General features: G+C 68.7%; 22 protein-coding genes. 15 read left to right on the top strand and 7 right to left on the bottom strand.

All coding sequences use genetic code 11. The features are described from left to right. Positions 1 to 876 carry a phosphotransferase family protein gene (locus tag ABT352_RS16415; RefSeq protein WP_350945659.1) on the top strand — a complete coding sequence of 292 codons (876 nt, stop codon included), beginning with the start codon at positions 1 to 3 and terminating at the stop codon, positions 874 to 876. Between the two features lie 109 nt (positions 877 to 985). Here the strand turns inward: ABT352_RS16415 and ABT352_RS16410 are convergent, their stop codons facing one another. Next, complete coding sequence (locus ABT352_RS16410; protein WP_350945658.1) at positions 986 to 2,374, bottom strand: hypothetical protein; 1,389 nt, start codon at positions 2,372 to 2,374, stop codon at positions 986 to 988. 393 nt (positions 2,375 to 2,767) lie between these two features. Here ABT352_RS16410 and ABT352_RS16405 point away from each other — a divergent pair, with 393 nt between their 5' ends. Continuing rightward, positions 2,768 to 4,354, top strand: coding sequence for a metallopeptidase domain-containing protein (locus tag ABT352_RS16405; RefSeq protein WP_350945657.1), 1,587 nt, complete (start codon positions 2,768 to 2,770; stop codon positions 4,352 to 4,354). Positions 4,355 to 4,433: 79 nt separating this feature from the next. Here the strand turns inward: ABT352_RS16405 and ABT352_RS16400 are convergent, their stop codons facing one another. Continuing rightward, positions 4,434 to 5,315 carry a TIGR03619 family F420-dependent LLM class oxidoreductase gene (locus ABT352_RS16400; protein ID WP_350945656.1) on the bottom strand — a complete coding sequence of 294 codons (882 nt, stop codon included), beginning with the start codon at positions 5,313 to 5,315 and terminating at the stop codon, positions 4,434 to 4,436. A 657-nt stretch (positions 5,316 to 5,972) separates the two neighbouring features. On the opposite strand from ABT352_RS16400, the gene ABT352_RS16395 reads away from it, so the two are divergent. Then, complete coding sequence (locus ABT352_RS16395) at positions 5,973 to 6,563, top strand: hypothetical protein (RefSeq protein WP_350945655.1); 591 nt, start codon at positions 5,973 to 5,975, stop codon at positions 6,561 to 6,563. Positions 6,564 to 6,770: 207 nt separating this feature from the next. Here the strand turns inward: ABT352_RS16395 and ABT352_RS16390 are convergent, their stop codons facing one another. Next, on the bottom strand, positions 6,771 to 9,644 hold the full coding sequence (locus tag ABT352_RS16390; protein ID WP_350945654.1) for an AfsR/SARP family transcriptional regulator: 2,874 nt from the start codon (positions 9,642 to 9,644) through the stop codon (positions 6,771 to 6,773). Between the two features lie 97 nt (positions 9,645 to 9,741). On the opposite strand from ABT352_RS16390, the gene ABT352_RS16385 reads away from it, so the two are divergent. From ABT352_RS16385 to ABT352_RS16350, 8 genes are all read left to right on the top strand, one after another. Then, entirely contained in the window at positions 9,742 to 10,953 is a 1,212-nt protein-coding gene (locus ABT352_RS16385; protein ID WP_350945653.1) for a hypothetical protein, read from the top strand. Positions 10,954 to 11,475: 522 nt separating this feature from the next. Continuing rightward, complete coding sequence (locus ABT352_RS16380; protein ID WP_350915960.1) at positions 11,476 to 11,673, top strand: hypothetical protein; 198 nt, start codon at positions 11,476 to 11,478, stop codon at positions 11,671 to 11,673. Between the two features lie 5 nt (positions 11,674 to 11,678). Next, complete coding sequence (locus tag ABT352_RS16375) at positions 11,679 to 12,209, top strand: DUF6879 family protein (protein WP_350945652.1); 531 nt, start codon at positions 11,679 to 11,681, stop codon at positions 12,207 to 12,209. After that, the gene (locus ABT352_RS16370; protein WP_350945651.1) at positions 12,199 to 13,050 is read left to right on the top strand and encodes a helix-turn-helix domain-containing protein; all 852 of its coding nucleotides are present in this window, start codon (positions 12,199 to 12,201) and stop codon (positions 13,048 to 13,050) included. Before ABT352_RS16375 ends, ABT352_RS16370 begins: the two co-directional genes overlap by 11 nt. 209 nt (positions 13,051 to 13,259) lie before the next feature. After that, positions 13,260 to 13,532, top strand: a complete 273-nt coding sequence (gene tgmA / locus ABT352_RS16365; protein WP_350945650.1) for a putative ATP-grasp-modified RiPP — start codon at positions 13,260 to 13,262, stop codon at positions 13,530 to 13,532. 11 nt (positions 13,533 to 13,543) lie between these two features. Then, positions 13,544 to 14,479, top strand: a complete 936-nt coding sequence (gene tgmB, locus ABT352_RS16360) for an ATP-grasp ribosomal peptide maturase (protein ID WP_350945649.1) — start codon at positions 13,544 to 13,546, stop codon at positions 14,477 to 14,479. Continuing rightward, a complete protein-coding gene (tgmC, locus tag ABT352_RS16355; protein WP_350945648.1) occupies positions 14,476 to 15,636 on the top strand; it encodes an ATP-grasp peptide maturase system methyltransferase in 1,161 nt (386 codons plus the stop codon). Before tgmB ends, tgmC begins: the two co-directional genes overlap by 4 nt. A gap of 345 nt (positions 15,637 to 15,981) precedes the next feature. Beyond that, a complete protein-coding gene (locus tag ABT352_RS16350) occupies positions 15,982 to 16,518 on the top strand; it encodes a GNAT family N-acetyltransferase (protein WP_502992869.1) in 537 nt (178 codons plus the stop codon). Positions 16,519 to 16,571: 53 nt separating this feature from the next. Here ABT352_RS16350 and ABT352_RS16345 read toward each other — a convergent pair whose 3' ends face one another. The 4 genes from ABT352_RS16345 to ABT352_RS16330 form a co-directional block, all read right to left on the bottom strand. Further along, positions 16,572 to 17,015: a GNAT family N-acetyltransferase gene (locus tag ABT352_RS16345; protein WP_350945646.1), complete on the bottom strand. Its 444-nt coding sequence runs from the start codon at positions 17,013 to 17,015 to the stop codon at positions 16,572 to 16,574. 176 nt (positions 17,016 to 17,191) lie between these two features. Beyond that, a complete protein-coding gene (locus ABT352_RS16340) occupies positions 17,192 to 18,010 on the bottom strand; it encodes a sugar nucleotide-binding protein (RefSeq protein ID WP_350945645.1) in 819 nt (272 codons plus the stop codon). Positions 18,011 to 18,153: 143 nt separating this feature from the next. Next, positions 18,154 to 18,792, bottom strand: coding sequence for a hypothetical protein (locus ABT352_RS16335; protein WP_350945644.1), 639 nt, complete (start codon positions 18,790 to 18,792; stop codon positions 18,154 to 18,156). 226 nt (positions 18,793 to 19,018) lie between these two features. After that, the gene (locus ABT352_RS16330) at positions 19,019 to 20,137 is read right to left on the bottom strand and encodes an alpha/beta hydrolase family protein (protein WP_350945643.1); all 1,119 of its coding nucleotides are present in this window, start codon (positions 20,135 to 20,137) and stop codon (positions 19,019 to 19,021) included. Positions 20,138 to 20,277: 140 nt separating this feature from the next. On the opposite strand from ABT352_RS16330, the gene ABT352_RS16325 reads away from it, so the two are divergent. From ABT352_RS16325 to ABT352_RS16310, 4 genes are all read left to right on the top strand, one after another. Beyond that, positions 20,278 to 21,375, top strand: a complete 1,098-nt coding sequence (locus ABT352_RS16325; protein ID WP_350945642.1) for a sensor histidine kinase — start codon at positions 20,278 to 20,280, stop codon at positions 21,373 to 21,375. Then, on the top strand, positions 21,372 to 22,037 hold the full coding sequence (locus ABT352_RS16320; protein WP_350945641.1) for a response regulator: 666 nt from the start codon (positions 21,372 to 21,374) through the stop codon (positions 22,035 to 22,037). The genes ABT352_RS16325 and ABT352_RS16320 overlap by 4 nt, the downstream gene beginning before the upstream one ends. A gap of 190 nt (positions 22,038 to 22,227) precedes the next feature. After that, a complete protein-coding gene (locus tag ABT352_RS16315; RefSeq protein ID WP_350945640.1) occupies positions 22,228 to 22,980 on the top strand; it encodes a DUF429 domain-containing protein in 753 nt (250 codons plus the stop codon). A 230-nt stretch (positions 22,981 to 23,210) separates the two neighbouring features. Then, entirely contained in the window at positions 23,211 to 23,939 is a 729-nt protein-coding gene (locus ABT352_RS16310; protein WP_350945639.1) for a class I SAM-dependent methyltransferase, read from the top strand. The last annotated feature ends 218 nt before the right edge of the window (positions 23,940 to 24,157 follow it).

Here is a 24,157-nt window from a genome sequence, read left to right as displayed (position 1 = left end):
GTGAAACCCCAGTGGGACGACCTCCCCGTCAACGTACGGGTCACCGTCGAGGAGCAGGTCGGCCAAGTCCTCAAGGCCGAACCCGTGACCAAAGGACTCATGCCCGGCCTCGCCGCCCGGCTGCACACGGAAGACAACGAAACCGCCTTCCTCAAGGCCGTCCCCACCACCAACCTGGCCGCGCCCCTCTACGAGCGCGAGCGACGAGCCGGTGCCGTACTGCCACCCGGCCTGCCCGCGCCCCACCTGCGCTGGAGCGGCGAAGTGGACGGGTGGATCGTGCTGCTGCACGAGTACGTCGACGGCCGCGACGCCGATCTGTCGCCCGGTTCGCCGGATGTGCCGCTCGTGCTGGACACCGTGGCCATCCTGAACGAGGCGCTCACCCCGTGCCCCGGCGGGCTTCCGGAGGTCGCGGTGAACATCGCGGGCCTCCAAGCCAAGGCCGCGGCCCTGCTCGCCGGGGAGCTGCCGGACCGGGCCATGTACGAGACGGCCCTCACCACGTTCAGCCTCGACGCGCTGGAGGGGGACACTCTTCTCCACTACGACCTGCACCCCGGCAACTTCCGGATCGACGACGGGCGAGCGTACGTCATCGACTGGGCGTTCGCGGTGCGCGGTGCCGCGTGGGTGGACGCCGTGATGCTCGCTCCCCGCCTCATCGAGGCGGGCCACACCCCGGAGCAGACCGAGGCGCTTTTGGCCCGCGTACCGGCCTGGCAGTCAGCACCCGCGGACGCGGTCACCGGCCTGGCCGCGCTGTGGACGCTGTTCCGCCTGCACAAGGCGCGGTTCGGCCCGGAGGAAGGGCGCGGTTTCCGTGCGCGGGCCGCCGAGGCAGGGCGAGCATGGGTGCACCATCGCTCCACCTGACCGGTTGCCACGTCATTCACCGGTCCCGAGCCCTCCTCAGCGGTCAGAGCGACAGAACGCCCTGTTCGGCGGGAGAAGGGCTCGGAAGCCCGGGATAAAAAACTTACGGTCAGTTGGAACAGAAGAACCAGTAGCGGGCCTGGCCGGACACGCCCGTGTACGGCTCGTCGATCTCAAGGCGCCAGTATCCCTGCTCCCCCTGCCGGGAGAAGGGCACCGTCCATTGCTTGGGCACGTCGACCGTGCCGGCCGAGGTGAGCGTCAGCGAGGTCCAGGGGTCGCGGACCCAGGCGTTGTTCGTCTGGGCGCTCTTGCGTGCGTACGCGTAGCGGATGGGACCCGGCCCCAGCGCGGTGATCGAACCCTTCAGCGTGAAGGTGGCGGGCCGGCGCAGCTCGCAGGACTCCTCCTCGCCGGTGAACTCGACCTGGGTCAGGTTCGGTGTCGCGAGGGGGCGGCAGGTCGTGGACCAGGAGGCCAGGCCGATCACGTCCGTACGCAGGTCGGGGAAGACGATTCCCACCTTTCCGCTCCCCGGGCGCTGTCTGGGCAGCCGCGGGCCGTCCACGTACCGCGTGCCGCCCTGCTCCGAGATGTTCACGGTTTGCACGCCGGCCCCGGGCAGCGGGGTCGCGTTCTCGTCGACCCACTGGTAGCGCGTCTCCCCCTTGCCGCTGGTGATCATGGCGCGTGTCGGGGTCGAGAAGTCCGGACCGCACGGGCCGTCGTAGTTCAATTGGCTCGCGCCGGCGATGTCCACGGGCGGGGTCGCGCAGGTCGTCTGGGTGATCACAGCCTGGCTGGGGTTGGGCGAAGGCTCGATGATGTTGATGTAGTAACGCCTGGGCCAACCCGACGAAGTGCGCGGCAGGAAGCCGGTGACCTCACGGGCTCCGGGGCTGTCGAAGACGAGCGTCTGGATCTCGTGACCGGGTACGGGGGAGCCGCCGTATGTGATGGCGTAGTACCACTGGTAGCGGACCGTCTGCGCGATCGGTGAGGTGATCACCCCTTTGATCGGGGTGGTGGCCTCCGATCCGCACAGCCCGGTGTAGTCGCCCACGGGCTCGACGGTCGCCTTCGCGTCCTGGCAGGTTCGGTCGATCGTGACCTGTACCGGTGTGCCGGTCTCGACCGGCTCGCCGCCGTTCCACACCAGGCCGACCACCTTGAGCTGCCTGGTCCCCGACTCGGTCAACGGAATCCGGAACTCGTACGTGCCCGGCCCGTTCTGCTCCTGCTGATGGACGTGGTGCACGTATTCGTCGCTGATCCCGCTCAACGTGTAGGACACATAGGCCCAACCCGGACCGGTGTAGGTCAGTTGCACGGTTACCTTGAGATCGTTCTCCCTTCCATGGCACGGCCCCGCGTAGGTGGGCTTGTCGACCTGGACGCTCTGGACGACCGCCTGGCCGTACTCGTGGTCCGCGTGGGCGGTCCCGGGTAACAGCGCGGCGAGCAGGCCGAGGACGAGCAGGGTCGTGACACGTTTCATGAGCACCTTCGTTTCACGATGGGCGCGATGGAATGCCGTGGACGGCGGTGGCCGATGCCCTGAGCGGCACCTCGCCGTCTCACGCTCATGCCACGGTGCCGAACGGTGATGGGAGACGGCTTGCATCTCACTGGTGGAGAAGCCGGCCCGGGATACGCGGTTCAAGGCGGCCCGGCGCCGTCCGGGCGCACGGCTCGGCGGCTGAGACGTGCGCCTTGGAACCACTCCCCGGGGAGCCCTTTCAGGCCGGTGGCCGGCATGTGATCCGGCGGTCACCTCATGAGTGACGGCACCGGTCAGGACCCGGCTGTGAGGTCCCATTCGCACACAAGTGAGCGACAACCGGTGGTTGAGATCTTCGGTCTGATCTCAGGTGTTCCCGATGGAGGACCCATGCGTTTACGAAGATCGTTCCTGACCGCCGCGATCACGCTGCTCACCCTGGTCTGCGTGCCCGCCCTACCGGCACAGGCGTACCCGGTGCAGGGTGACCTGCCCTGGTCGGTGCTGCTGTGCAAGTTCGCCGACCATCCGGATACGGAGCCCAGGCCCCCGCAGTTCTTCCGGGAACTGTTCACCGACGCGGGCAGGGGACTCGGCGGGTTCGCCGACTATCTCGCCGATCAGTCGCACGGGCGCACGAGTGTGTCCGGATCGGTGGTGAAGGGCTGGTACACGATGCCCGTCACGGTCGCGCAGGCCAAGGCCAAGGACCGGTGGCAGCGGACCGAGGACTGCGTCCGGACGGCCGCCGCCGCGGGCTACACCGTCCCGTCCAACCACCGGGTCGCCGCCATGGTCAACTACGCGTGGGACTCGGGCTCCGCGGGAGGGGGCCGGATACTGCTGGACCCGCTCGCCTGGAACCTCGGCTTCACCACCCACGAGATACTGCACGGCTACGACAGGGACCACTCCTTCTCCGACGACCCCACCTACCGCAACGCCGACTGGGCACAGTTCGGCGAGTACGACGACCAGTGGGACGTCATGAGCGCCATGCACATCCACACGTACGAGACGCAGAGGTTCGGCACCAGCGCGGTCGGCTTCAACGGTCCCAACCGGGACGAGATGGGCTGGCTGGAACCCCACCGGATCGTCACGCTCGGCGCGGACGGCGTGGCCGACCGGACGGTGCGCCTCGCACCCCTGGACCAGCCCGGCTCGACGGGCACGCTGTTGGTGCGCGTCCCGTTCAACGTCGCCGACCCGTTCAACTACTACACGGTGGAGTTCCGCAAGAAGACCGGCCAGAGCAAGGGAATCCCCGGCGACATCGTGCTCCTGCACGAGGTCAGGGAGGGCAGGTCGTACTTGTTGAGGGAGCGCAGCAAAACGCGTGATCCCGTGACGTCGCTGAACACCAACGGGGTCAGCGTCTCCATCGACTCCGTGGGCCAGGACGAGGCGGTCGTCACGGTCAGCACCGACATCACGCGGAAGTGCCTGGCAGGCTACGTCCACCGCAAGGCGACGCCCAACGACCTGGTGTGCGTGACACCGGCCGTCTACGAGGAGACCCAGGCCGACACTGCGGACGCGCCGAACTGGGAGGAGAACGGCAAATGCCTCCTCCAGCGTACGCGGCGGCTGGCCACGCCCTCCGACACCGTGTGCGTGAGCTCCGCCGCGCGCCGGCAGGTGATCGCCGACAACGCCGCCGCCTCCTCGCGGGTCAACCCGGCCAGGTTGGTCCTGGGCCCCAACGCCTGCAAACCGGGCTACGTCTGGCGGGGGGCCGACAGCTTCGATCAGGTCTGCGTCACCCAGGAGATCCGCGACCAGGTGATCGCCGACAACATGATGGGGGCCGGTCGCTGGACGAACGGCCCGGACGGGCCGCGCTCCTGCATCCAGGGCTACGTCTGGCGTGAGGCGTTCGCCGGTGACAACATCTGCGTAACAGTCGACCGGCGCGAACGCGCCCTGCACGACACGCACACCTCCTGGCAGCGGGTCCTGCGCCCGGCGGGTTAGCGCGGCAGGCGGCCGGGCTCGGTGCGAGGCCGGACAAGCGGCGAACCGGCCGGGCCCGGTTCGAGAGGCGGGGCGGGCGTCAGGTGCGCGTCCCCGCCTCGGTGGTGTCGGGAAGGGCGAACCGCTGGGCGAACGCGGACATCTCCTCGCGTTGCCGTTCCGGTTCGGTGGCGGTGGCACTCACGACGATGCGGGTCACGCCTTGCGCGGCGAACGCCTCGACCTGTTCGGCGGTCATGTCGATCGCCCCTGATCGCGTGTACTCCAGCGTTTCCGGGCTGCGGCCCGCCTCGGCGGCGGCGGTCCGGGCGAGGTCCATCTGGAGGGCGCGTTCGTCCGGGGTGAGCGCGCCACCCGGGAAGTAGCCGTCGCCGCGTCGTCCGGCGCGGCGTGCGGCCGCCCGGCTCGATCCGCCGACGTGGATCGGCAGGTGGGTGACCCCGTATGGCTTCGGAAACTGGCACAGCTTGTCGAAGGCGAAGAACTCCCCGTCGAAGTCGACCCCCTCTTCGCCACCGGCCCAGAGCAGCCGCATCACGTCGATCGCCTCGTCGGCGCGACGCCCACGGGTGCCGAAGTCGACGCCCGTCGCCCTGGCCTCACCGGGCAGGGTGCCGAGCCCCACGGTCAGCAGCCGCATCCGCCCCTTGGACAGCACGTCGATGGTCGCCAGGCGCTTGGCGAGGATCACCGGATGGTGGTACGGCAGCAGCAGCACACCCGTCCCGAGCAGGATCCGTCGCGTGGCCGCGGCGACGAAGCTCAGGCAATCGAGCGGATCGAAGTACGGTAGCGACGGCGGGAGCTCGAAGTGCCCGACCGTCGCACCGGGGTACAGCGCGATGTGCTCGGGCAGATACAGCGCCTCGAAGCCGCAGTCCTCGGCGTGCCGGGCGTAGGCCACGATCGTGTCGGGGTCGACGCCGTGGTAGGGCGTGCTGTAGCTGACTGCGAACTTCATCGTCGTTCCTTCGGTCGGCCGGTCGGTGCGATGGACAGGCGGTCGCGGATCGGCATGGGCCGGTACCGAGGCGGCGTCATGGCCTCACCATGCGTCGACGACGTCCCCACCCGTCTGTCGCGGCCACACTAGAACCCTGTCACCGGCGTCAAGGCAAGGCGGAGCGAGCATGGATGCACCACCGCTCCACCTGACCGACCGGCCACATCGATCGAAGCCGCCACCGGCCTGCCGATCACCACGGCTCGCGCCGATCTGCTCCTGGAGGAACGACCGTGACCGTGGTCGAGCGGTTCACCGCCACGCAGGCCCGTTTCGGGGTCGGCGGGATTCTCGCCTCACTGCCGTGTCAGTACGTCAGCCACCCGTGGGCGATCACAGCGGCTGAGGCGCCCGCAGGTGCTCGACCGAGACGGCCGGAGCATTGGCGAACACGACAGAAGGGCGCATACTGGCCACCACCTCGCCGACCGGAGTGAACGAGGAAGGCGACTTCGATCCAACCTCCGGCGAGGCCCTTGTCAATGTCTGTCCACTCCGGCGATATCGCACCCGGTTACGTGCAGAACTTCTGGACAGGCGCTTGGTTCTACACTCGGTACGGCCGGTCCACCGGCCTCGTTCCATCTGGCAGGACACGAAAAAGCGGAAGGGAACATGAAAGAAAAAGAGGAGCGCGCCGCGCGGGTTTACGAAAGAACCAGCACACTCGCGACGGGAAACGTGTTGGCGCAGGGTGCGAGCGGGTTCTTCGGCGGCGGAGCGAACCTGGTCGTCGACGTGATCGCGATTCCGTTCTACATCGACCTGTGGAACGACGTACGGAGCATCTACGGCAGGGGCCACATCACCGGGGAGGCCGCCAAGGAATACCTGAAGCCGAACATTCCCTTCCTCGCCCAGGACCTGCTCTGGGACAAGCTCGTCGGCTCCATTCCCATCGTGGGGATTCCGTTCAACATCGCCTTCGCCAAGGCCCTGACGTGGCGCCTCGGCGCATGGTTCGGCATGCTCTCGGCAATCGGCGGGGACAGTACTCCCAACGAGAAGATCACCGCGTCCACGATGGAACTCACGCGCAGGATCTTCCCCTCGCTGGGAGACACCTTCAGCTTCAAGGCCCCCGACAGGGACGTCTTCGTCTCCTTCGTCGCCTCCGTGGACGGCTTGACGCATCAGGAGGCCCAGAATCGGGCCGAGGAGGCACTCCGGGTGCTCCGCGGCGAAAAAGACACCCCGTCGTACTGAACAAGAAAGCCCGGGGGTTACCCCTGACTTTCCCGGCTGCGGGCCCAAGGTCTGTGCGGACCGCGCGTCACGCACTCGAACCTCTCGTCAACCTCGCGCGCCTGCACATCCGCGACGGCGACGGTGACGCCACACTGTGATTCCTCACCGGCTCGTACGAGGCCGTCACCGGTCGCGCCGACACCGTGCTCTCACGCCTCGCGGTCCTCAGCCGAGGTTTTCGAGCGCGGCGGCGGCACGGCCGCGCTCGTCCTCGTCGCCGGTCTCGGCGGCGATCGCCAGCGCCAGCCGGTGTCGCTGCGCCGCCTCGCCGTCACGACCCATGGTGTGCAACGCCTCACCGATCGCGTTGAGGACACTCGCCTCGCCGTACCTGTGTCTGGTCGACCGGAAGATCTCGAGCGCCTGCTCCAGGTGCCACAGGGACTCGTCGAATTTCGCCTGACGGCACAGGGCGGTCCCGAGGTTGCTCAGCGCGGTCGCCTCCCCGTCACGGTGCTCGATCTCGCGGAACAGGCTCAGCGCCTCGCGCAGTTTCGCGACGGCAAGCGTGTCCTCGCCCAGCGAGCTGTGGATCTGGCCGAGGTTGGACAGGGCGATGGCCTGCCCGGCGCGCTCGCCGAGCGCGGCGAAGATGTCGTGCGCGGCCAGGAAGTGCCGCGCCGCCTCGGTGTGCTCGCCGATCGACTCCTTGAGATTGCCCAGGTTGGTCAGCGCCGCCGCCTGGCCGAAGGGATCGTCGATCTCGCGGTAGAGCGCGACGGCCTCGCGGTGCCGGGCGGCGGAGGAGGCGAACTCGCCGAGACGTTCCTCGATGATGCCCAGATTGGACAGCGAGCGGGCCTGGCCGTGGCGGTTGCCGCTGCTCCGGCACAGCTCCAGCGCCTCGCTCAGTTCCTCGACGGCCGAAGCGTACCGGCCGAGCAACCGCAGGATGACCCCGGCGTTGGTCCGCAGATGCGCCTCGCCCTCCTCGTCTCCCATCCCCCGCGCGGCGTCGACGGCGCACTCGTAGATCGACAGGGCCTCGGTGCCGTGCCCCGCTTCCAGGTAGCGGTGTAACGCGGCGGCAAGGGTGACCGCCCGCTCGGGCCGCCCTTGCCTGACCGCGAACTGGCAGATCGTGCCGAACGACGCCAGCTCGCTGTCCAACCACGACAGTGCCGCGCCCGGCGAGAGAGTGACGCCGCTGGGTTTGAGGGCGAGCCCGGCGTGCCGCCGGCTCCCGCTCCACCCGGGGTAGAGGGTGTCGCTCGCCTCGACGGCGGTCCCGCAGTAGTGCTCCAGCAGCCTGTCCACGGCCGCCTGCCGTTCGGCCTCGCCGTCCAGGGCAAGGCTGATCTCGGCGGCGTACGCACGCAGAAGGTCGTGAAATCCGTAGCGCCCCAAGGCGTCGCACCGCAGCAGGTGCGCCGAGGCGAGCCGGTGCAGGAGCCGGGCCGCGTCGATCTCGTCGACCTCCGCCAGTGCCGCCGCGCAGGCCGGTGTGGAGTGCGGCGCCGGGTTCAGGCTCAGCAACCGGAACAGGCGCTGCGCCTCGGCGTCGAGCAGCCGGTACGAGCAGCCGAAGACGTGCCGGATCGCCGCCCCACCCCAGTCGAGCAGATCCAGCGGTCCGGCCAGGTGCAGCCGCGTCACCACGCCGGCCAGCGGCAGGTGCGCCTGCGCCCCGGCGTACTCGGCGGCCAGGCGCAGCGCCAGTGGCAGGCGGGCGCAGATGGTGGCGAGCGAGTCGACGCTGTCGGGATCGGTGCCCGCCCGCTCGCCCACCAGCCGGCGCAGCAGGTGGACGGCGTCGGTGCGGGGCAGCAGGTCCAGTTCGATGCGGTGCGCGCCGTGCAGGGCGACCAGGTTGGCCAGCCTGTCCCGGCTGGTGATCACCATGAGGGTGTCGTGCGTACCGGGCAGCAGCGGCCGTACCTGCTCGGTCGAGGCCGCGTTGTCAAGCAGCACAAGCAACCTGCGGCCGTCGGTCTCGGTGCGCCAGCGCGCGGCCCGCGACTGGGTGTCGGCCGGAATGTCCTGAGCGGACACGCCGACGGCGGCCAGCATGCGGCCCAGCGCCTCGTGCGGGGGTAACGCGTGTTCGGCGTCGTCGCCGCGCAGGTCGAGGTGGATGCGCCCGTCGGGGAACAGTTCGCGGTTGCGGTGACCCCAGTGGACGGCGAGAGCCGTCTTGCCCACGCCCGCGGTGCCGCAGACGACCACGACCCCCGGTGGGCGGCGGGCGCTCGCGGCGTCAAGCAGGGCCAGCTCGTCGACGCGTCCGGTGAAGTCCGGCACCGGCGCCGGGAGCTGACGCGGAATCCTTGGCACACCACGGCTTTCCTGCTCCTCAAGCAGATGCCGGTGCGCCCGTTGGAGCTCCCCACTCGGCTCCACGCCCAGTTCCCGGGCCAGCACGAGGCGAGTGGTCTCGTACCGCTCGAAGGCGATCGCCCGCTGGCCCGTCGCCTGGTACGCGCGAATCAGTGTGGCCTGCACCGCCTCGTCAAGCGGGCTCACCGCGCCCTGCACCGCCAGCGCGGCGATGACCTCGGCGGCGTTGCCCGCCCGCAGCATCAGGTCCCAGTAGGACAGCTGCGCGCGACGGCGCTCGGCCTTGAGGCCCCACACCTTGGGGTCGCTTTCGAGCGCCGGCACGTCGCACAGGGGGTCGTCGTCCTCCCACAGCCGCAGCGCCTCGCGGAAGAGCGCGGCTGCTCGCGCCGGGTCGCCGTCGCTTTCCGCCTGCTGCGCGGCTGCCACCGTACGCCGGAAGCGCAGCAGGTCGAGGGCGTCCTCCGGCAGGCGCAGCAGGTAGCCGTCGCCGACGGTGGAGAGCACGCCGTCCTGGCCGCGCGGGCTGTGCCGTGGGTCGAGCAGGCGGCGCAGGTGTTTGGTGTGGGTGTGCAACACGTTGACCGCGCTTGACGGCGGCCGGTCGCCCCACAGCGACTCGATCAGCTCCCGGCGCGTGGTCAGCCGCCCGGCGTTGAGTGCCAGAACCCCCAGCATCAGACGGCGGGCGGGCGGCCCGGCATCGACCTCGCGATCGTCGTGCCACACCCGCAGGCGGCCGAGCACCTGGACGACCAGCACCGCCACAGTGTAGAGGCGATGTTCATCAAACTTCCAGAGCCTGTCCAGAGGCCGGGGTTTCCCTTCGTCCAACGTTCTTCCACGAAGGGAGTAACCCGTGGCCAGATGGAAAGCGGGGATCGCGAGCGTCGCTCTGGCGCTGTTGTCCCTGCTTGTCCCCACTCCTCCGGCGACAGCGGCACCGGACAAGCCCACACCGGAGCCCACCGTCGTACAGGAGTGCGGCGCCGACCTCAAACAGCACGCGGCGAAGATCGCCGCGACCGAGAAGTCCGAGACCGCCACCTGTATCCGCAAGCAGGCGAGGAAAACCGGCCCGGCCACGACCGACGCCGGCGTCGCCGCCGCCGCCGATATTTGCGGCGGGCGCGCCACGCTGTCCCGGACAGCCGCATGCGTGATAGAGGATGGTCTCCTGCTCATTTTCACGGTGCCCAACGGGGTCGTCATCGGCTCGATACAGTTCACCGTCTCCAGCTTGACGACCCTTGACTACAGCTCGCTGCGCTGGAGCCAGTCGTGGCACTACCAGGCCAACTCCGTCTCCGGCCCGGCGATCCCCGTGGTGCTCGACACCTTCGTCTACGCCGAGCCGCAATGCCTCGCCAGCTGCACGGTGTCCAGCAGCGGACTGGTCGGCGGGTCAGCGCTTCCGGGCCGCGTCCACTCGACCACCACGTACTTCCACAGCCCGCTCAGCGGCTACAGGTGGGGGGCACACGGTGGGACGAGGTACTGGTTCGCCAACGCGGGATGGGTCAACCCGACGACAAACCCCTCGATCACGGCGCCGGCCGTGCACCGCTGCGACGACGCGCTGACCGGTTACCCCTCGGGCTGCGTCTACGACTCGGTCGTCCCGATGCACGACGTCCTGTCGTATCGCTACCCGTCGTATGCTCGCCACCTCCAGCTCGCCATCAACCATTTCAAGATGACGAATCTCCTGACCAGGACCCAGAACGAGACCCTCATGGCCAACAACTACAACAGGGCATGCCCGCCGGGGCGCCCTGACCCCCCGCTTCCGGGAGTCTGGTCCTGTGACGAATACCCCTTCAAGTCCACCTACAACGGCGCGTACTCCCAGCCATACGGCCGAAACATCTTCATCTTCAACTGGAACACCGCGTATGAGTTCAACTGTCGCGCGACGTGGCTGACGATGCGCGTCTCCACCGACTCCGGCGGCTACAGCGCCTGCATGATTCCCCTGGCGGAGAACACTCTCGGCGGAGCCGACCTGGGCGCCTTCTACTACAAGTCCCGGGTCCTGGACGGGGACCAGTTCCAGGTCCGCGTCATCTGATCAGGATCGGACAACTTGCCTGGCAACACACCGCTCCACCGGTTGCGGGAGCGCGACTTGCCAGGCAAGTCACACGACCATGCCGACCACCGCTGCCGGTGCCGCGGCCCCTCTTCGCCCAGCGCCCGCACTGGGCGCGCGCTGCGGGAGGCCATGCGCTCGCGCACCACGCGGTAGCCCTCCTTTGGTTCCAGCGACAAAGACCTTGAGCCGTGGGTCGTCTCGAACCGCATGTCCACGCTCCAGCGCACCTGCCCCGACCTGTTCTCCGTGCCGGTGTGCGCCGCCACGTCGGTGAACAGCAACAGGTCGCTCGCGTGCGGGCAGCAGGACTATCTGCTCGAAGTGCACCCGTTGCGCGGTCAGCCGGTGGATCTTCCCCGGGTCGCTGTCCGGAGAACGCGAGGCCCCTCAGGGCGTCCACAGCGGCCTTACCTGCGAGGTGCCTTGACGTCGTCCGTCATCACCTCCAAAGTCAACGTTGCTAGCCATCTGTAGCAATCTCTGGGAAGGATCATGCACATGCGTCTGCGGTTCCTCGGCACGTCCTCCGAGAACGGTGACTGTCCCGCTGCCTACGAGACCTCCAGTGGCACGGTGGCCATCCAGGGCAAGCTCATCCTCGACCCCCAGGCGCTCGGCGACGCCGTCAACCTCGGGCTGGGAGAGGCTATCGTCGAGATTCCCCGCGAGATGCTCACGTTCATTCCGAAGGAGTAGCAAGGGTGACGGAACTCGTCAGAGGCGACCGCTTCCAGGAGTTGTTCGCCTCGTTCCGGTCCACCGCTCAGCGTCTGGAGACGCGCGACCGCTACAACTCGCCGATCGAGCAGGAGCCGTTGCGGCGGTTCCTGGAGGGAAGGCCCGATCCGGAGTGGGCGGACAGGCCATGGCTCCACGCGGTCCGTCAGGCGGCGGCGGAAGGGCGATACTTCCAGCGGGTCCGGGTCGTCTCCCTCCCGCTGTCGGATTACGCCCGCTTCGGATTGCACGGAGCCGTGGCCAACAACGCGGCGGGGGAGGACATCCGATACCTGGACCGCGATACCGCGCTCAGGGCGGGTGTCCCTCAGCTCGACGTGTGGTGCTTCGACCGTTCCCTCTCGGCCGTCCTTCACTTCGACGACGAGGACGGATCGATGCTGGGTGCCGAGCTGATCGATGATCCCGGCGTCGTGGCCGAGCATCGCGGATGGTTCGATCTCGCCCGGAAGCTGTCGGTCTCCCGCGAGGAATTCGTGAAGCGTGTCGAGTGACATCCGCCAGGCACGCGAATCACTGGGATTCAAGCTGCGAGAGGTCCGGCTGGACGCCGGTCTGAGCGGCCGGGCACTCGCCGGTCGGGCGGGGTGGCAGGCGTCCAAGGTCAGCAAGATCGAGCTGGGCAGGCAGACTCCCACCGATCACGACATCCGGGTCTGGCTGGAGATCGCGAATGCCGGGGAGAAGGAGCCCGATCTTGTCGCGGAGCTTCGTTCCCTGGAGTCGAAGTACGTGGAATGGCGCCGCCGGATCCGTGACGGGGTGAAAGCGCGTCAGCAGGAGATAGGCCGGCTCGAATCCGGGGCCGGGCGGATCCGGTCGTTTCAGTGTTCCGTCATCCCCGGCCTGCTCCAGATCCCTCCGTACATGCGAGAGCGCTTCAGGCGGTCGGTGGACATCTGGGGGGCGCGCGACGACATCGAGGAGGGGATCAAGGCGCGGATCAAGCGCCAGGACGTCCTGTACGAAGCGGATGTTCACATCGTGATGACCGAGGCGGCGTTGAGGTACGGAACGGCGCCTCGCGAGATCCTGGTGGAGCAGCTGGATCGCCTGTCCCTCGCGACGTCGCTGCCCAGGCTGAGACTCGGAGTCATTCCACTACGGGAGTCGTACGCGGCCACGCCCTTGCACGGATTCCACATCCTGGAAGCTCACACCGTGCTTGTCGAGACCTTCGCCGCGGAGCTCACCCTCACTCAGCCCAGCGAGATCGAGATCTACGCGAAGATCTTCGATTCCCTGGCGGGTATCGCCCGCTACGGCCGCGAGGCTCGCGAGGTCATCGCTCGGGTGCTTGATGACCTGCACGCCGAAACCGAGCCTCGCGACTGACGGCTACCGGTCTCGGGTGTCGACAGGTTTTCGAGCAATCTGGAGCAATCTCGTTGACCCACTGTGAGCGGCTTCCTACCGTCGGAACATGCCCTCACAGACGGTCAGGTCCGGGGTTCGGTGCTGATCTCCAGGACATCCCGTCATCGCGCGGAGCGCGGAGCAGGGCATCACCATCTGCCGCGCCACGTTGAGGAAAGGACGAGGCCATGGAAAACCCGCTCGGACAGCCGTGGGGTCTCACGCGATCGGTTCCGTTCGCGTTGGCGGAAATCACACTCGCTGTCCCGTACCGGGTCGAGCTCGACCCGGTCACCCAGACCGGTGTCCATCGCGACGTGACGACCGGCCGGCTCATCGAAGCGGGCAAGCACGGCACCAACAAGCAGACCAGCAGGTCGCAGAAGACGGGGGGAGGGGGCGACGGTTCAGCCCCTCAGCCCTCGGACCAGACCACCGTCACCGACTACGACACCGACTGAGGGCTGTCCGCGTGATCCTGGTGCTCACCTGCCTGGATGATCAGACGGCTGACATGGTCATCGATCGTTTGAACGAGCGAGGCGCTCGTGTCGCCCGGTTTGATCCAGGGGTGGAATTCCCGGCCGACGCCGAACTGTCGACGTGGTTCGGGAAGTTCCCGCCGCGCGGCGTTCTGGCCACCCGTTCCAGGGAGGTTGTCCTGGAGCGGGTGCGGTCCGTCTACTACAGGCGGCCCACACCGTACCTGCGGGAAAGCCCGTCCCAGATCGAGCGGTTCACCGCCACGCAGGCCCGTTTCGGGGTCGGCGGTATTCTCGCCTCCCTACCGTGTCAGTACGTCAGCCACCCGTGGGCGATCACGGCGGCTGAGCACAAGCCCCTCCAACTCGCCATCGCGCGACGGGTCGGCTTCGACGTGCCCGCCACCCTGGTCACCAATCGGGTGGACGACGTCCGCGCGTTCGCGACCGAACATGGTCCGATCATCTACAAACCGCTGCGAGCGACTTCGTACACCGGTCCCGCCGGCGAGCCCGCCGTCATTTGGACGGCCCAGGTCACACCAGATGATCTGGACGACACCGTCGGTCTCACCACGCACCTGTTCCAGGCACGCGTCGACAAGGTGGCCGACCTGCGAGTGACTGTTGTCGGCGGGCGTGTGTTCTGCGTCCGGATCGACTCCGACCTGCTCGACTGGCGGCAGGACTATGACCGTCTCTCGTACACGGTGGTCGAACCTCCGCCAGGTCTTGCCGAGGGCTGCCTCGCGTACGTCGAGCACCTCGGCCTGCGCTTCGGCGCGTTCGACTTCGCGCTCACCGCCGACGGCGATCCGGTCTTCTTCGAGTGCAACCCCAATGGACAGTGGGGCTGGTTGGAAGACGCCACCGGCCTGCCGATCGCCGCCACTCTCGCCGATCTGCTCCTGGAGGAACGACCGTGACCGTTCATGGCACGCCCGCGTCGGCGGCCCGGCTTCGCCGTGACCTCGCGGACCGGCTCGTCCGGACCGGATGTCTGCACGACCCGGCCTGGCGGGAAGCGGTCGAGTCGGTGGCGCGTGAGCCGTTTCTCGGTCCGGCGATCGCCAGGGCGACCGAGTACGGCGACCGGTGGGAGGTGGTGCGCCGCGAGGAGATGACCGAGGACGAGTGGCTGGAGCTGGTCTACCGCGACGAGACGTGGGTGACTCAGGTCGACGGCGTGCTGGTCGAGGAGGTGCGCGGTCTCGCCTGCGGGGCGCCCACGTCGTCGTCGACGATGCCCGGCCTGGTCGTACGGATGCTGGAGGCCGCGAAGATCTTTGACGGTGAGAAGGTGCTGGAGATCGGGACCGGAACCGGCTACTCCACGGCGCTGATGTGTCACCGGCTCGGCGCCGAGACCGTCACCTCGATCGAGTACGACCGGGTCGTGGCCGGGCGGGCTCGCGACGCGCTCGCCGACGTCGGGTACGCGCCCACGCTCGTGGTCGGTGACGGTCTCGCGGGGTACGAGGGGAACGCCGAGTATGACCGGCTGATCGCCACCTGTTCGGTGCGCTACATCCCGATCCCCTGGCTGTGGCAGGTCCGCGACGGAGGCACGATCACCGCTCCGCTCTCCGGGTGGATGGGCGGGGTCGCGTTCGCGCACCTCACCGTCGCCGACGATGGTACGGCGAGTGGACGGTTCCTGGAGGACGACGTCTACTTCATGACCGCCCGCCCGCACGGCCCGCCCCCGATGTCGTCTCCCCTCCTCGGGATCGGGGACGGCAGGGCGAGCCGGGTGGATCCGCGCGTCCTGGACGATCCGGCCGGGCTGTTCGCGGGACAGCTGGCCGCGCCGTCGGCGGTGAAGCTGGGTGGCGGTGATGAGGTCGCCCTGCTGGATGTGGCGACCGGTTCACAGGCCACCACCCGGCCGGAGGCGGCGGGTGGGTGGACGGTCCGCCAGCACGGGCCGCTGCGGCTGTGGGACGCGGTCGAGGATGCCGTCCTGGCCTGGCAGGAGGCGGGATCTCCGCACCAGTCGGCGTACGGGCTCACCGTGAGCGAGGAGTGTCAGCGTGTCTGGCTGGGAGACCCCGGCGGGTCGGGCTGGGACCTGCCCGTCTGAGTCTCCCGGCCGCCGGTACGGCTCCTCATGTCGGACCGGCGGCCGGACTCCTGCCGTGTCGCCCGGCCGAGGAGGCCGGATGCGTCCAATCAGATGGGCGGACGCCTCTGACGGAACTCGCGATGACCTGACTGTCTACCTCGACATCGCCGATGAGTTGGACGGGACCGTGTTACTCGACGTCGGTTTCGGGACAGGATCCCTGGCGGTCTCAAGGGATCGATGTTCCGAAGGGCTTCCTCCGATCCCGTCGTTGATACAACAGGATCCTGGGCGCCCTCGCTGTGTCTGCGGGACCGGATGCCTGAAGGCAACCCGACCGAGGGGAAATCGATCGTGATGGGAGTGAGAACCGAGCGGCTGGTGCTGCGTCGCTGGTGTGAGGAGGATCTGGAGCCGCTGGCCGCGATCGACGGAGATCCGGAGGTCATGCGCTTTGTCGGGGATGGCTCGGTCCGCAGCAAGGAACAGACCGCCGTCGCGCTCGCGTTCATGGAACGGGAGTGGGACGAGCGTGGCTTCGGAATATTCGCCGTGGAACTGCGCGAGACCGGGGAACTGGTCGGCTGGGTGGGGCTGACGGTCCCCGGCTTCCTTCCCGAAGTTCTGCCGGCTGTGGAGATCGGCTGGCGTCTGGGACGGTGTTTCTGGGGCCGGGGTATCGCCACTGAGGCAGCCGGAGAGGCACTGCGCTTCGGATTCGCCGAGGCGGGCCTGGATCGGATCATTAGTATCTGCCACGTCGATCACCACGCGTCCGCCCGCGTTATGACGAAGCTGGGCATGCGCCAGGAGCGGGAGACGGTAGTCCCGGCCTACGGGCAGTCAGTGCGGGTCCTGGCGATCACCCGCAGTGAATTCGACGCCATCCACGGCAGGTGATCTGCGGGTCGATGCTCGGCGAAACACGGTCCCCGCACTTCGGACTTACTCGTCTACAGGCTCTGTGGGTCGCGCACCCGCAGGCCGAAGGCCGACAACCCTTGCTCATGATGCTCGATCAGGTCGAGGCGACGGTAGAAGGCGTGGTTCGCGGGGCCTGCCGGGGTGGACTCGTGGTCGGTGGTGAGCACGAAGTAGCGGCAGTGCGCGTATCGGTCCTTGAGGTGCTCCAGCAGTCGGCGGCCGACGCCCTTGCCGTGGTGTCGGGCATTGACCAGCAACTCCTGCACGTAGCAGACGATCTCGTCGTCGGATACCGTCCGTGCCAGGCCGAGCAGCGTGCCCGACTCGTCCCTGGCGGTGATGACCAGGTGCGAGTTGGCCAGGCTCCGGCATACCCGGGTGATGTCGCGCGTCCACGGGCCCCAGCCGACCGAGTCGTAGAGCTCAAGCATCTCGGCCTCGTCGAACGACGTCTCCTGAGCGATGATCACCACTTATGGGGCTCCCTGATGTGCTCGGCGTGAAGTGACGCGCCCGAGCTTATTCAGGCCTTGAGCGGCGGCCAATCGGCCGGTGGCGCCAGGTCTCCGCTGAAGATCGGTGACGTGTGGAGAACAGGGGCACCGACGTCCGGCGTACTCCGCGACGCCGGACCTCGGCGATGGAAACGTCACCCCAGAAACCGCCGCGCGCCACGCAGCCTGGTCCGAAGCCGCCGCTGAGTCATCTCGCACTCCAGGCGCACATCCAGCGGACCGGGCACGTTGGTGTCCGCTCTCCGGCCCGTAGGCAATCGGTCCGCGTCGAGTCCGTCGCGGCGGGCGATGAGCAGCCCCAGCTCGTACCGGCTGATCGCATCGGTTCCGGCGACATGGTGGACGCCGTGATACTCGGACACGGCGAGTTCGAGGAGCGCCGCGGCGAGATCGGCGACATGCACGGGACATCGCACGTCGTCGGTGAACAGCACTCCGCTCGCCCTGCCGGTGGCCAGTGAACGCACCAGCGCCTCGTGCGGAGAACCGCCGTCACCGATGATCAGGGATGTCCGGACTGTCACCGAGGTCGGCGCGATCGCGCTCACCGCCGTCTCGGCGGCGGCCTTGGCCGCACCGTACGGGGAGATCGGGTCGGGCAGGCACGTCTCGTCGTAGCGAATCGCGGCGCCGGAGAAGACCGTGTCGCTGGACACATGGACCAGGCGCCCACCTGCCGCAGCGACGGCGAGAGCCACGTTCGCGGCTCCGGTCGCCGTGATGGCCCAGTCTGACTGCAGGTACGCGGCGTTGACGACCACCTCCGGCCGGAACGCGCCGATCAGCGCGTCCACGTCGTCTCGCCGGCGCACATCGAGCGGCGACCACTCGACACCCGCGGCCTCTCCCGGCCGGGTCAGGTAGGTCGCGGCCACCTCATGCCCGGCCACCAGGCACTGCCGGACGAGTTCGCCGCCGAGAAACCCACTGCCGCCGACGACAAGGAATCTCATGGCCGGTCCGAGCCGGATTCGCTGGAGGAAGTGCTCACCGGCTCATCATGCATTCATTCTCGGTGTCGTGTCCGCGGAGCCGAGGACCGGATCCCCGTGTGTCCCGCATGGGCTTGACGCACAGGGCAGCGGCGGGGGGGCGGTCACGGGGTGCCCGTGACCTGGATGGCGGGTCGCAGGTGGGACATCAGCTCGGCCAACTCGCTCACGGTCATGTCCGGCCCCTCCAGTTTCGCCCCGGACCACCGGTCGAAGAAAAGACATACCGCCCCCGGCTCGTAGATCCGGGTCTTCGCGTCCCTGAACTGGGACGGGTAGCAGGCCGCCGCGCCACCGAGCGGGCCGGTCGACATCGCCACGATTCCCTCGGCGCAGGCATCGGTGCTTTTGGTGCCGGATTTGCCCCTGACCGACTTGCTACCGGACTGCTGCAGTTCCTCGTCGAGCGAGGCGTCCGGGTCTGTGTGCTTTGGGTGGCGCCGCCATACCTGGACCCTTTTCTCGTCGGGTGTCCGGTAGACCGCGGCGATGACGGACTCCTCGTCCGGGCCGGGGAAGGTACGGGGCATGTCCGCCGCGGTGAGCGGCAAGTCGATGAAGGTCTCGGTGCGGGCGGCAGTCGGCGGCCAGGTGCCTGTGGGCGGTGACACGCACGGCTGAGACGCCTCCACCACGGCCAAAACCAGGTTCGTCACCAAGTAGGTCGGAGCCGCGAGGGCGGCCAGCACAGCCAGCAGGACATACCACCACGGCTTTTTGCCGGGCTTGGCTTTGTCGGTCATGCTTCAGAGCCCCGCATTGTTGTACATGCCCCCCAGGATGGGCACGCCCCCTTGGAGATCACTTGTGCCCGGACGCACTCCCTGATCAGCAGGCGAGAACGGGACTGACCGCCGTGCAGATGGCGGCCTGTTCGCCCCCCGCTGGAAGTCGTAGGCGCCTTCGCGTGAGGGGGCGGCAGGTGTTCGGCGATGCGTCTCGCCGGGATGGTGGCGGGGGGTGAGTGACCTACCTGGTGTAGGTGACCTCGGGGAAACGTGATGTCGGCCCGTCGAGCAGCGGGGACTTCCTGCCGCGCAGGAACCGGTCGAAGAAGGCGAGCGGGTAGGCGCGCTGGAAGGCCAGCGCCCGCTTCTCGGTGATCGTCCCGACGGATTCCACCAGTTCCTCTACCGGCAGCCCGGCCTTGCGGATGAGCCGGACGTCGTCGCCGAAGGAGTTGTGCGCAGCGCCCCTGACGGTCAGGTGGAGCCGCCATCCGCGCAGGTTCTTCCAGAACGTCCGCAGCGCGGGGTTGCTGACCATGCCTCCCTTGCCGGGCGTGTCGACCACCAAGTACGGCCGGTCCAGCCCGGCGTTGGCGACGGGGCCGAGCACCGCGCCGTCGAGGCCGAGCCCGGCCTTGATACGCCTGTCGGCGTACATGGCCGAGGAGGTGGTGGCGCCACCGAGGGAGTGGCCGAACATCGCGATGCGCCTCAGATCCAGCACCCCCCTCAGCCCCGCGGGCAGGGCGCCGGGCAGCTGGTCGAGCACGAACCCGGTGTCGTCGGTTCGTACCTTGGCCGCCTTGACGAAGTCGGTGATCTCGCCCTTCGGGTTGGTGACGACCCGGCCGCCGGGAAACTCGACCACGGCCGCGTCGTAGGTGTGGTCGATCGTCACGACCGCGTAGCCACGGCTGGCCAGCTCCTGCGCCACCCCGGTGCCGAAGGAGCGCGAGGCATTGGCACCGGGCGAGTACAGCACCACGGGCAACCGCCCGAGCCGCCGGTCGGCCGGAGCGCCCTGATGGCCGTCGGTGTCGCCCAGGACCAGCTTGCCCGGCGGCAGCCCCATGTCGCGCAGGTAGCGGTCGGCCGCCGCCTTCGGCATCCAGGGCGCGAGCGGGTATCCGGCCGTCTTGCGCGCCGGGTACCAGATGCTGATCATCAGTTCGCGTTTGCGGTCGGTCACCCATGGGTCGGTCCTGGACTGGTCGACCAGGTGCAGCGCGACTGTGCCGATCTTGTGTGGGCCCGTGGGAGAGGGCGGTTCGAACCGCGCCGGGGCTGTGGTCGCGCCCGCCGGGGACGCGACCGTTACCAGGAGCGCGGCGGCGGCGATCACGAGAGGTGTCGTCTTCATGCCTCCACGCTGTCGCCAGGACCGCACGGTGGCATCGCCCTGCCGGACGAAGCTCACATCAGCCCAGGACGCTATGCCAGACAGGCGTTCCTCCTCGCGGACGATGTCGCGCAGGTGACCTGCGCGGATACTGTCGGCTGATGAGAGAGAGCCTGGTGGTGCACAGGCTGCGCCACGGCCACTGGGTGGCCGTGGACGTGGTGGTCGCGCTCCTGCTGGCCGCCGCCTTCGCGGCGGCGGCGCAGCTGCGGACCGGCGTGATCGCGGCGGTCGTCGCGGCCGCCCTGGCCGCGCTGCCCGTCGCGACGCGGCGACGGTGGCCGCTGCCCTCGCTGGTCGTCTCGCTCGCGGCCGCCGCCGCTGCGCTGCTCATGGGCGTGGAGGCGGCTTACCTGCCGGTCGCCGTGGTGCTCTACTCGGTCGGTGTGCGGGAGCCGCGCGGACCGGCCGTCGCCGGCCTGTCCGCGTCGCTGGGCTGTGTGGCCGCCGCCCTGCTCGCCGCCGCCTGGCCGTCCTGGACGCAGGCGCTCGGCGACGTCGGGTTCGGGCTGACCGTGATCGGCTTGTCCTGGACGGCGGGCCTGGCCGTCGGCGAACAGCGTCTGCACGCGGCCCGTACGGCGGAGCGGGCAGCCCTTGAGGAACGGCTGCGCATCGCCAGGGATCTGCACGACGTCGTCGCGCACAGCATGAGCCTGATCACGATGAAGGCCGGGGTCGCCGGGCTCGTCGCCGAGACCCGTCCACAGGAGGCGCGCGAGGCGCTGCGGCTGATCGAGACCATCGGCCGGAAGGGGATGCTGGAGATGCGCGCCATGCTCGGCATGCTGCGCTCGGAGTCCGGCCTCCAGGGCACCGCGCCCGTGCCACGGCTGCAGGACCTGCACGCCCTGGCCGCGCACGCGGGGGTCGAGGTGGACCTGCACGTCGAGGCCGGGGACTTGCCCGAGGGGGTGGCGCTGGCCGTGTACCGGATCGTCCAGGAGGCGCTGACCAACGTGGGCAAGCATGCCGGGACCGGCTGCCGGGTGCGGGTCACGGTACCTGAGGCCGGGGTGGTGGAGGTGGAGGTGGCCGACGACGGCCGGTGCCCACCGGGTGACGGAGGTGGGCACGGGTTGCGCGGTATGCGCGAGCGCTGCCTCATGTACGGTGGGCGGCTCATCGCAGGCCCGGTCCCGGGCGGCGGCTTCCGCGTGCTGGCCCACCTCCCCTACGCCTCGCAGGAGGCGCTGTGATCAGGGTGGCGATCGTGGACGATCAGCCGCTGCTGCGTGCCACGCTCACGATGCTCGTCGGCACAGCGGCGGACCTGGTCGCCGTCGGCGAGGCGGGCACCGGAGCGCAGGCCGTCGAGCTGGCCGCGCGCACCCGGCCCGATGTCGTCCTCATGGACGTGCGCATGCCGGACATGGACGGACTGGAGGCCACCCGCCATATCCTGTCCGACCCGTCACGGGCCGGGGCCCGGGTCGTCATCCTGACCACCTTCGACCTGGACGAGTACGTCTACGCGGCGCTGCGCGCCGGGGCGAGCGGGTTCCTGCTCAAGGACATCCCGCCGGCCGACCTACTGGCCGCGATCCGCGTGGTCGCCTCCGGTGAGGCGCTGCTCGCACCAACGGTCACGCGGCGGCTCATCTCCGAGTTCACCCGCAGGGCCGCCGCCGACGCCCTGACCGCGCGCGAGCTGACGGCGGTGACCGGCCGTGAGCGCGAGGTGCTGACGCTCGTCGCCCGCGGTCTGACCAATCCCCAGATCGCCGCCCACCTGCGCCTCAGCATCTCCACCGTCAAGACCCACGTGCGCAGCCTGCTGTCGAAGCTGGATGTGCACGACCGCGCCCAGCTCGTCATCATCGCCTACGAGAGCGGCCTCGTCAGTGCCACCAAGGCGTGATGCCCTTGGCAGGAGGAGGGGTTGCCGGCAGGTCCATGCCGTCCAGCGCGGTCCGCGCATCACCGTCCGGGTCGGCGGCCACATCTCGCGTAACACGATCGCGGCGCTGTCCAGGTCCTTGAGCGTACGCAGCCGCTTTCCGTAGAAGTACCGCCTGTCCGCCGATCAGCCGGTGTTTTATCGTGAAACGGTGTTCACGGTTGGTGTTGACCTGGCGACAGAGGCGAAAGAGACGGCGGTGGCCTGGCTTGATTGGTCTGCCGACGTGGCCCGTGTCCGCAGGCTGGAGACTGTGGCGGACGATGATCTGATCGTCGAAGCGATCAAAGGCGCGGACAAGGCCGGTATCGACTGTCCGCTCGGCTGGCCGGACAAGTTCGTTGATTTCATCACGGCTCACCGCACGGGACATGTCGCCGTGCCCGAGGGCAGCACGGACGTCGCCTGGCGCAGGCAGTTCACCATGCGGGTCACCGACTACGAGGTGAAGGAAGTCCTGGACTTCTATCCTCTGAGTGTTTCCGCGAATCTCATCGGCAGCACGGCCCTGCGTTGCGCGGCCCTGCTCGCCGAGCTTGCCCGGCAGGGGCAGCCGGTCGACCGTAGCGGCACCGGTGTCGTGGCGGAGGTCTACCCCGCGGCCTCGCTCAGATGCTGGGGCCTGCCCCACGGCCGCTATAAAAGCCCGGCGAACCGTGGCGGACTCGCGCGGTTGGTCGATGAACTCCAGGAAGCGGCGCCATGGCTGGACCTGGGGGAACACGAGCGAATCTGCCGGACGTCCGACCATGCGACGGACGCCGTCATCGCCGCGCTCACCGCCCGCGCCGCGGCTCAGGGTCTCGCGACCGTTCCGGCACAGGACCAAGCTCACTCGGCTCGCTCCGAGGGATGGATCGCGCTCCCCACCGGACCTCTGAGTGAGCTGTGCCCGGCCGGCTGAGGAGAACGTGTAGCCGGGCACCCTGGTCGTCCTGAACGAGGCGCCCACCCCCGATGTCGTCTCCCCTTCTCGGGATCGGGATCGGGATCGGGATCGGGGACGGCAGGGCGAGCCGGGTGGATCCGCGTGTCCTGGACGATCCGGCCGGGTTGTTCGCGGGACAGCCGCGAGTCGCCGGGCGGTTCGTTAAATCCGTGGCCGGGACGCTTGAACGTGGATACGGTCGCCGGGTGCCTGATGCGATTTTCGCGCACCCTCGTCTCGCACCCGTCTATGACGCCTTCGACGGCGACCGCGACGACCTGGCCGCTTACCTCGACCTCGCCGACGAGTTGGGGGCGGACCGCGTACTCGACGTCGGCTGCGGGACGGGATCCCTCGCGGTCCTGCTCGCCGCAACCGGCCGTACCGTCGTGGGGGTCGATCCGGCGGAGGCGTCGCTTGAGGTCGCGAAGTCGAAGGACGCGACCGCAACGGTCACCTGGGTTCATGGAGATGTCAGGACGGTGCCGCCGTTCGGCGCCGATCTCGCGGTGATGACGGGAAACGTGGCGCAGGTCTTCCTCACCGACGACGACTGGGCGGAGACTCTGCGGGGCGTCCACGCCGTTCTTCGTCGAGGCGGATATCTCGTGTTCGAGACCAGGCGACCCGAGTATCGGGCCTGGGAGGAGTGGGCCGCCGACGATGATCACCTGATCCTCGACATCCCCGGGAAAGGACAGGTGGAGCGGCGCCGTGAGGTCACCGAAGTAAGCCTGCCGTTCGTCTCCTTCCGCTACACCTACAGGTTGCCGGTGGACGGTGCGACGGTCGTCTCCGACTCGACCCTGCGGTTCCGCAGCCGCGAGGAGGTCGAATCGAGCCTGGTCGCTCATGGCTACCGGGTGCTCGATGTGCGAGAGGCCCCTGACCGCCCGGGGCGCGAGTTCGTGTTCATCGCCCAGTCCACGACCTGAGAACACGGGACGGTTCAGGCCGAGGCTCGAAGGCGGCCCACTGCGGGAGTCGTTTCCCAACGCCAACGACGAACAGGGCATCAGTTCGCGGAACGCACTCTCAGGATGGTGCGGGTACCCGCACCATCAAGCGTCGACCGCGAGAAGGTACGTCGAAACGCGTACGCGCGTCGGGCTTTCAGGCCGACGACGGGGCGAGGGGCGGACTCGTAGCGTGA

The sequence above is a fragment of the Streptosporangium sp. NPDC000563 genome (assembly GCF_040299985.1).
In the GTDB taxonomy this organism is placed as follows: domain Bacteria; phylum Actinomycetota; class Actinomycetes; order Streptosporangiales; family Streptosporangiaceae; genus Streptosporangium.
This window is presented reverse-complemented; position numbering and strand designations above follow the sequence as displayed.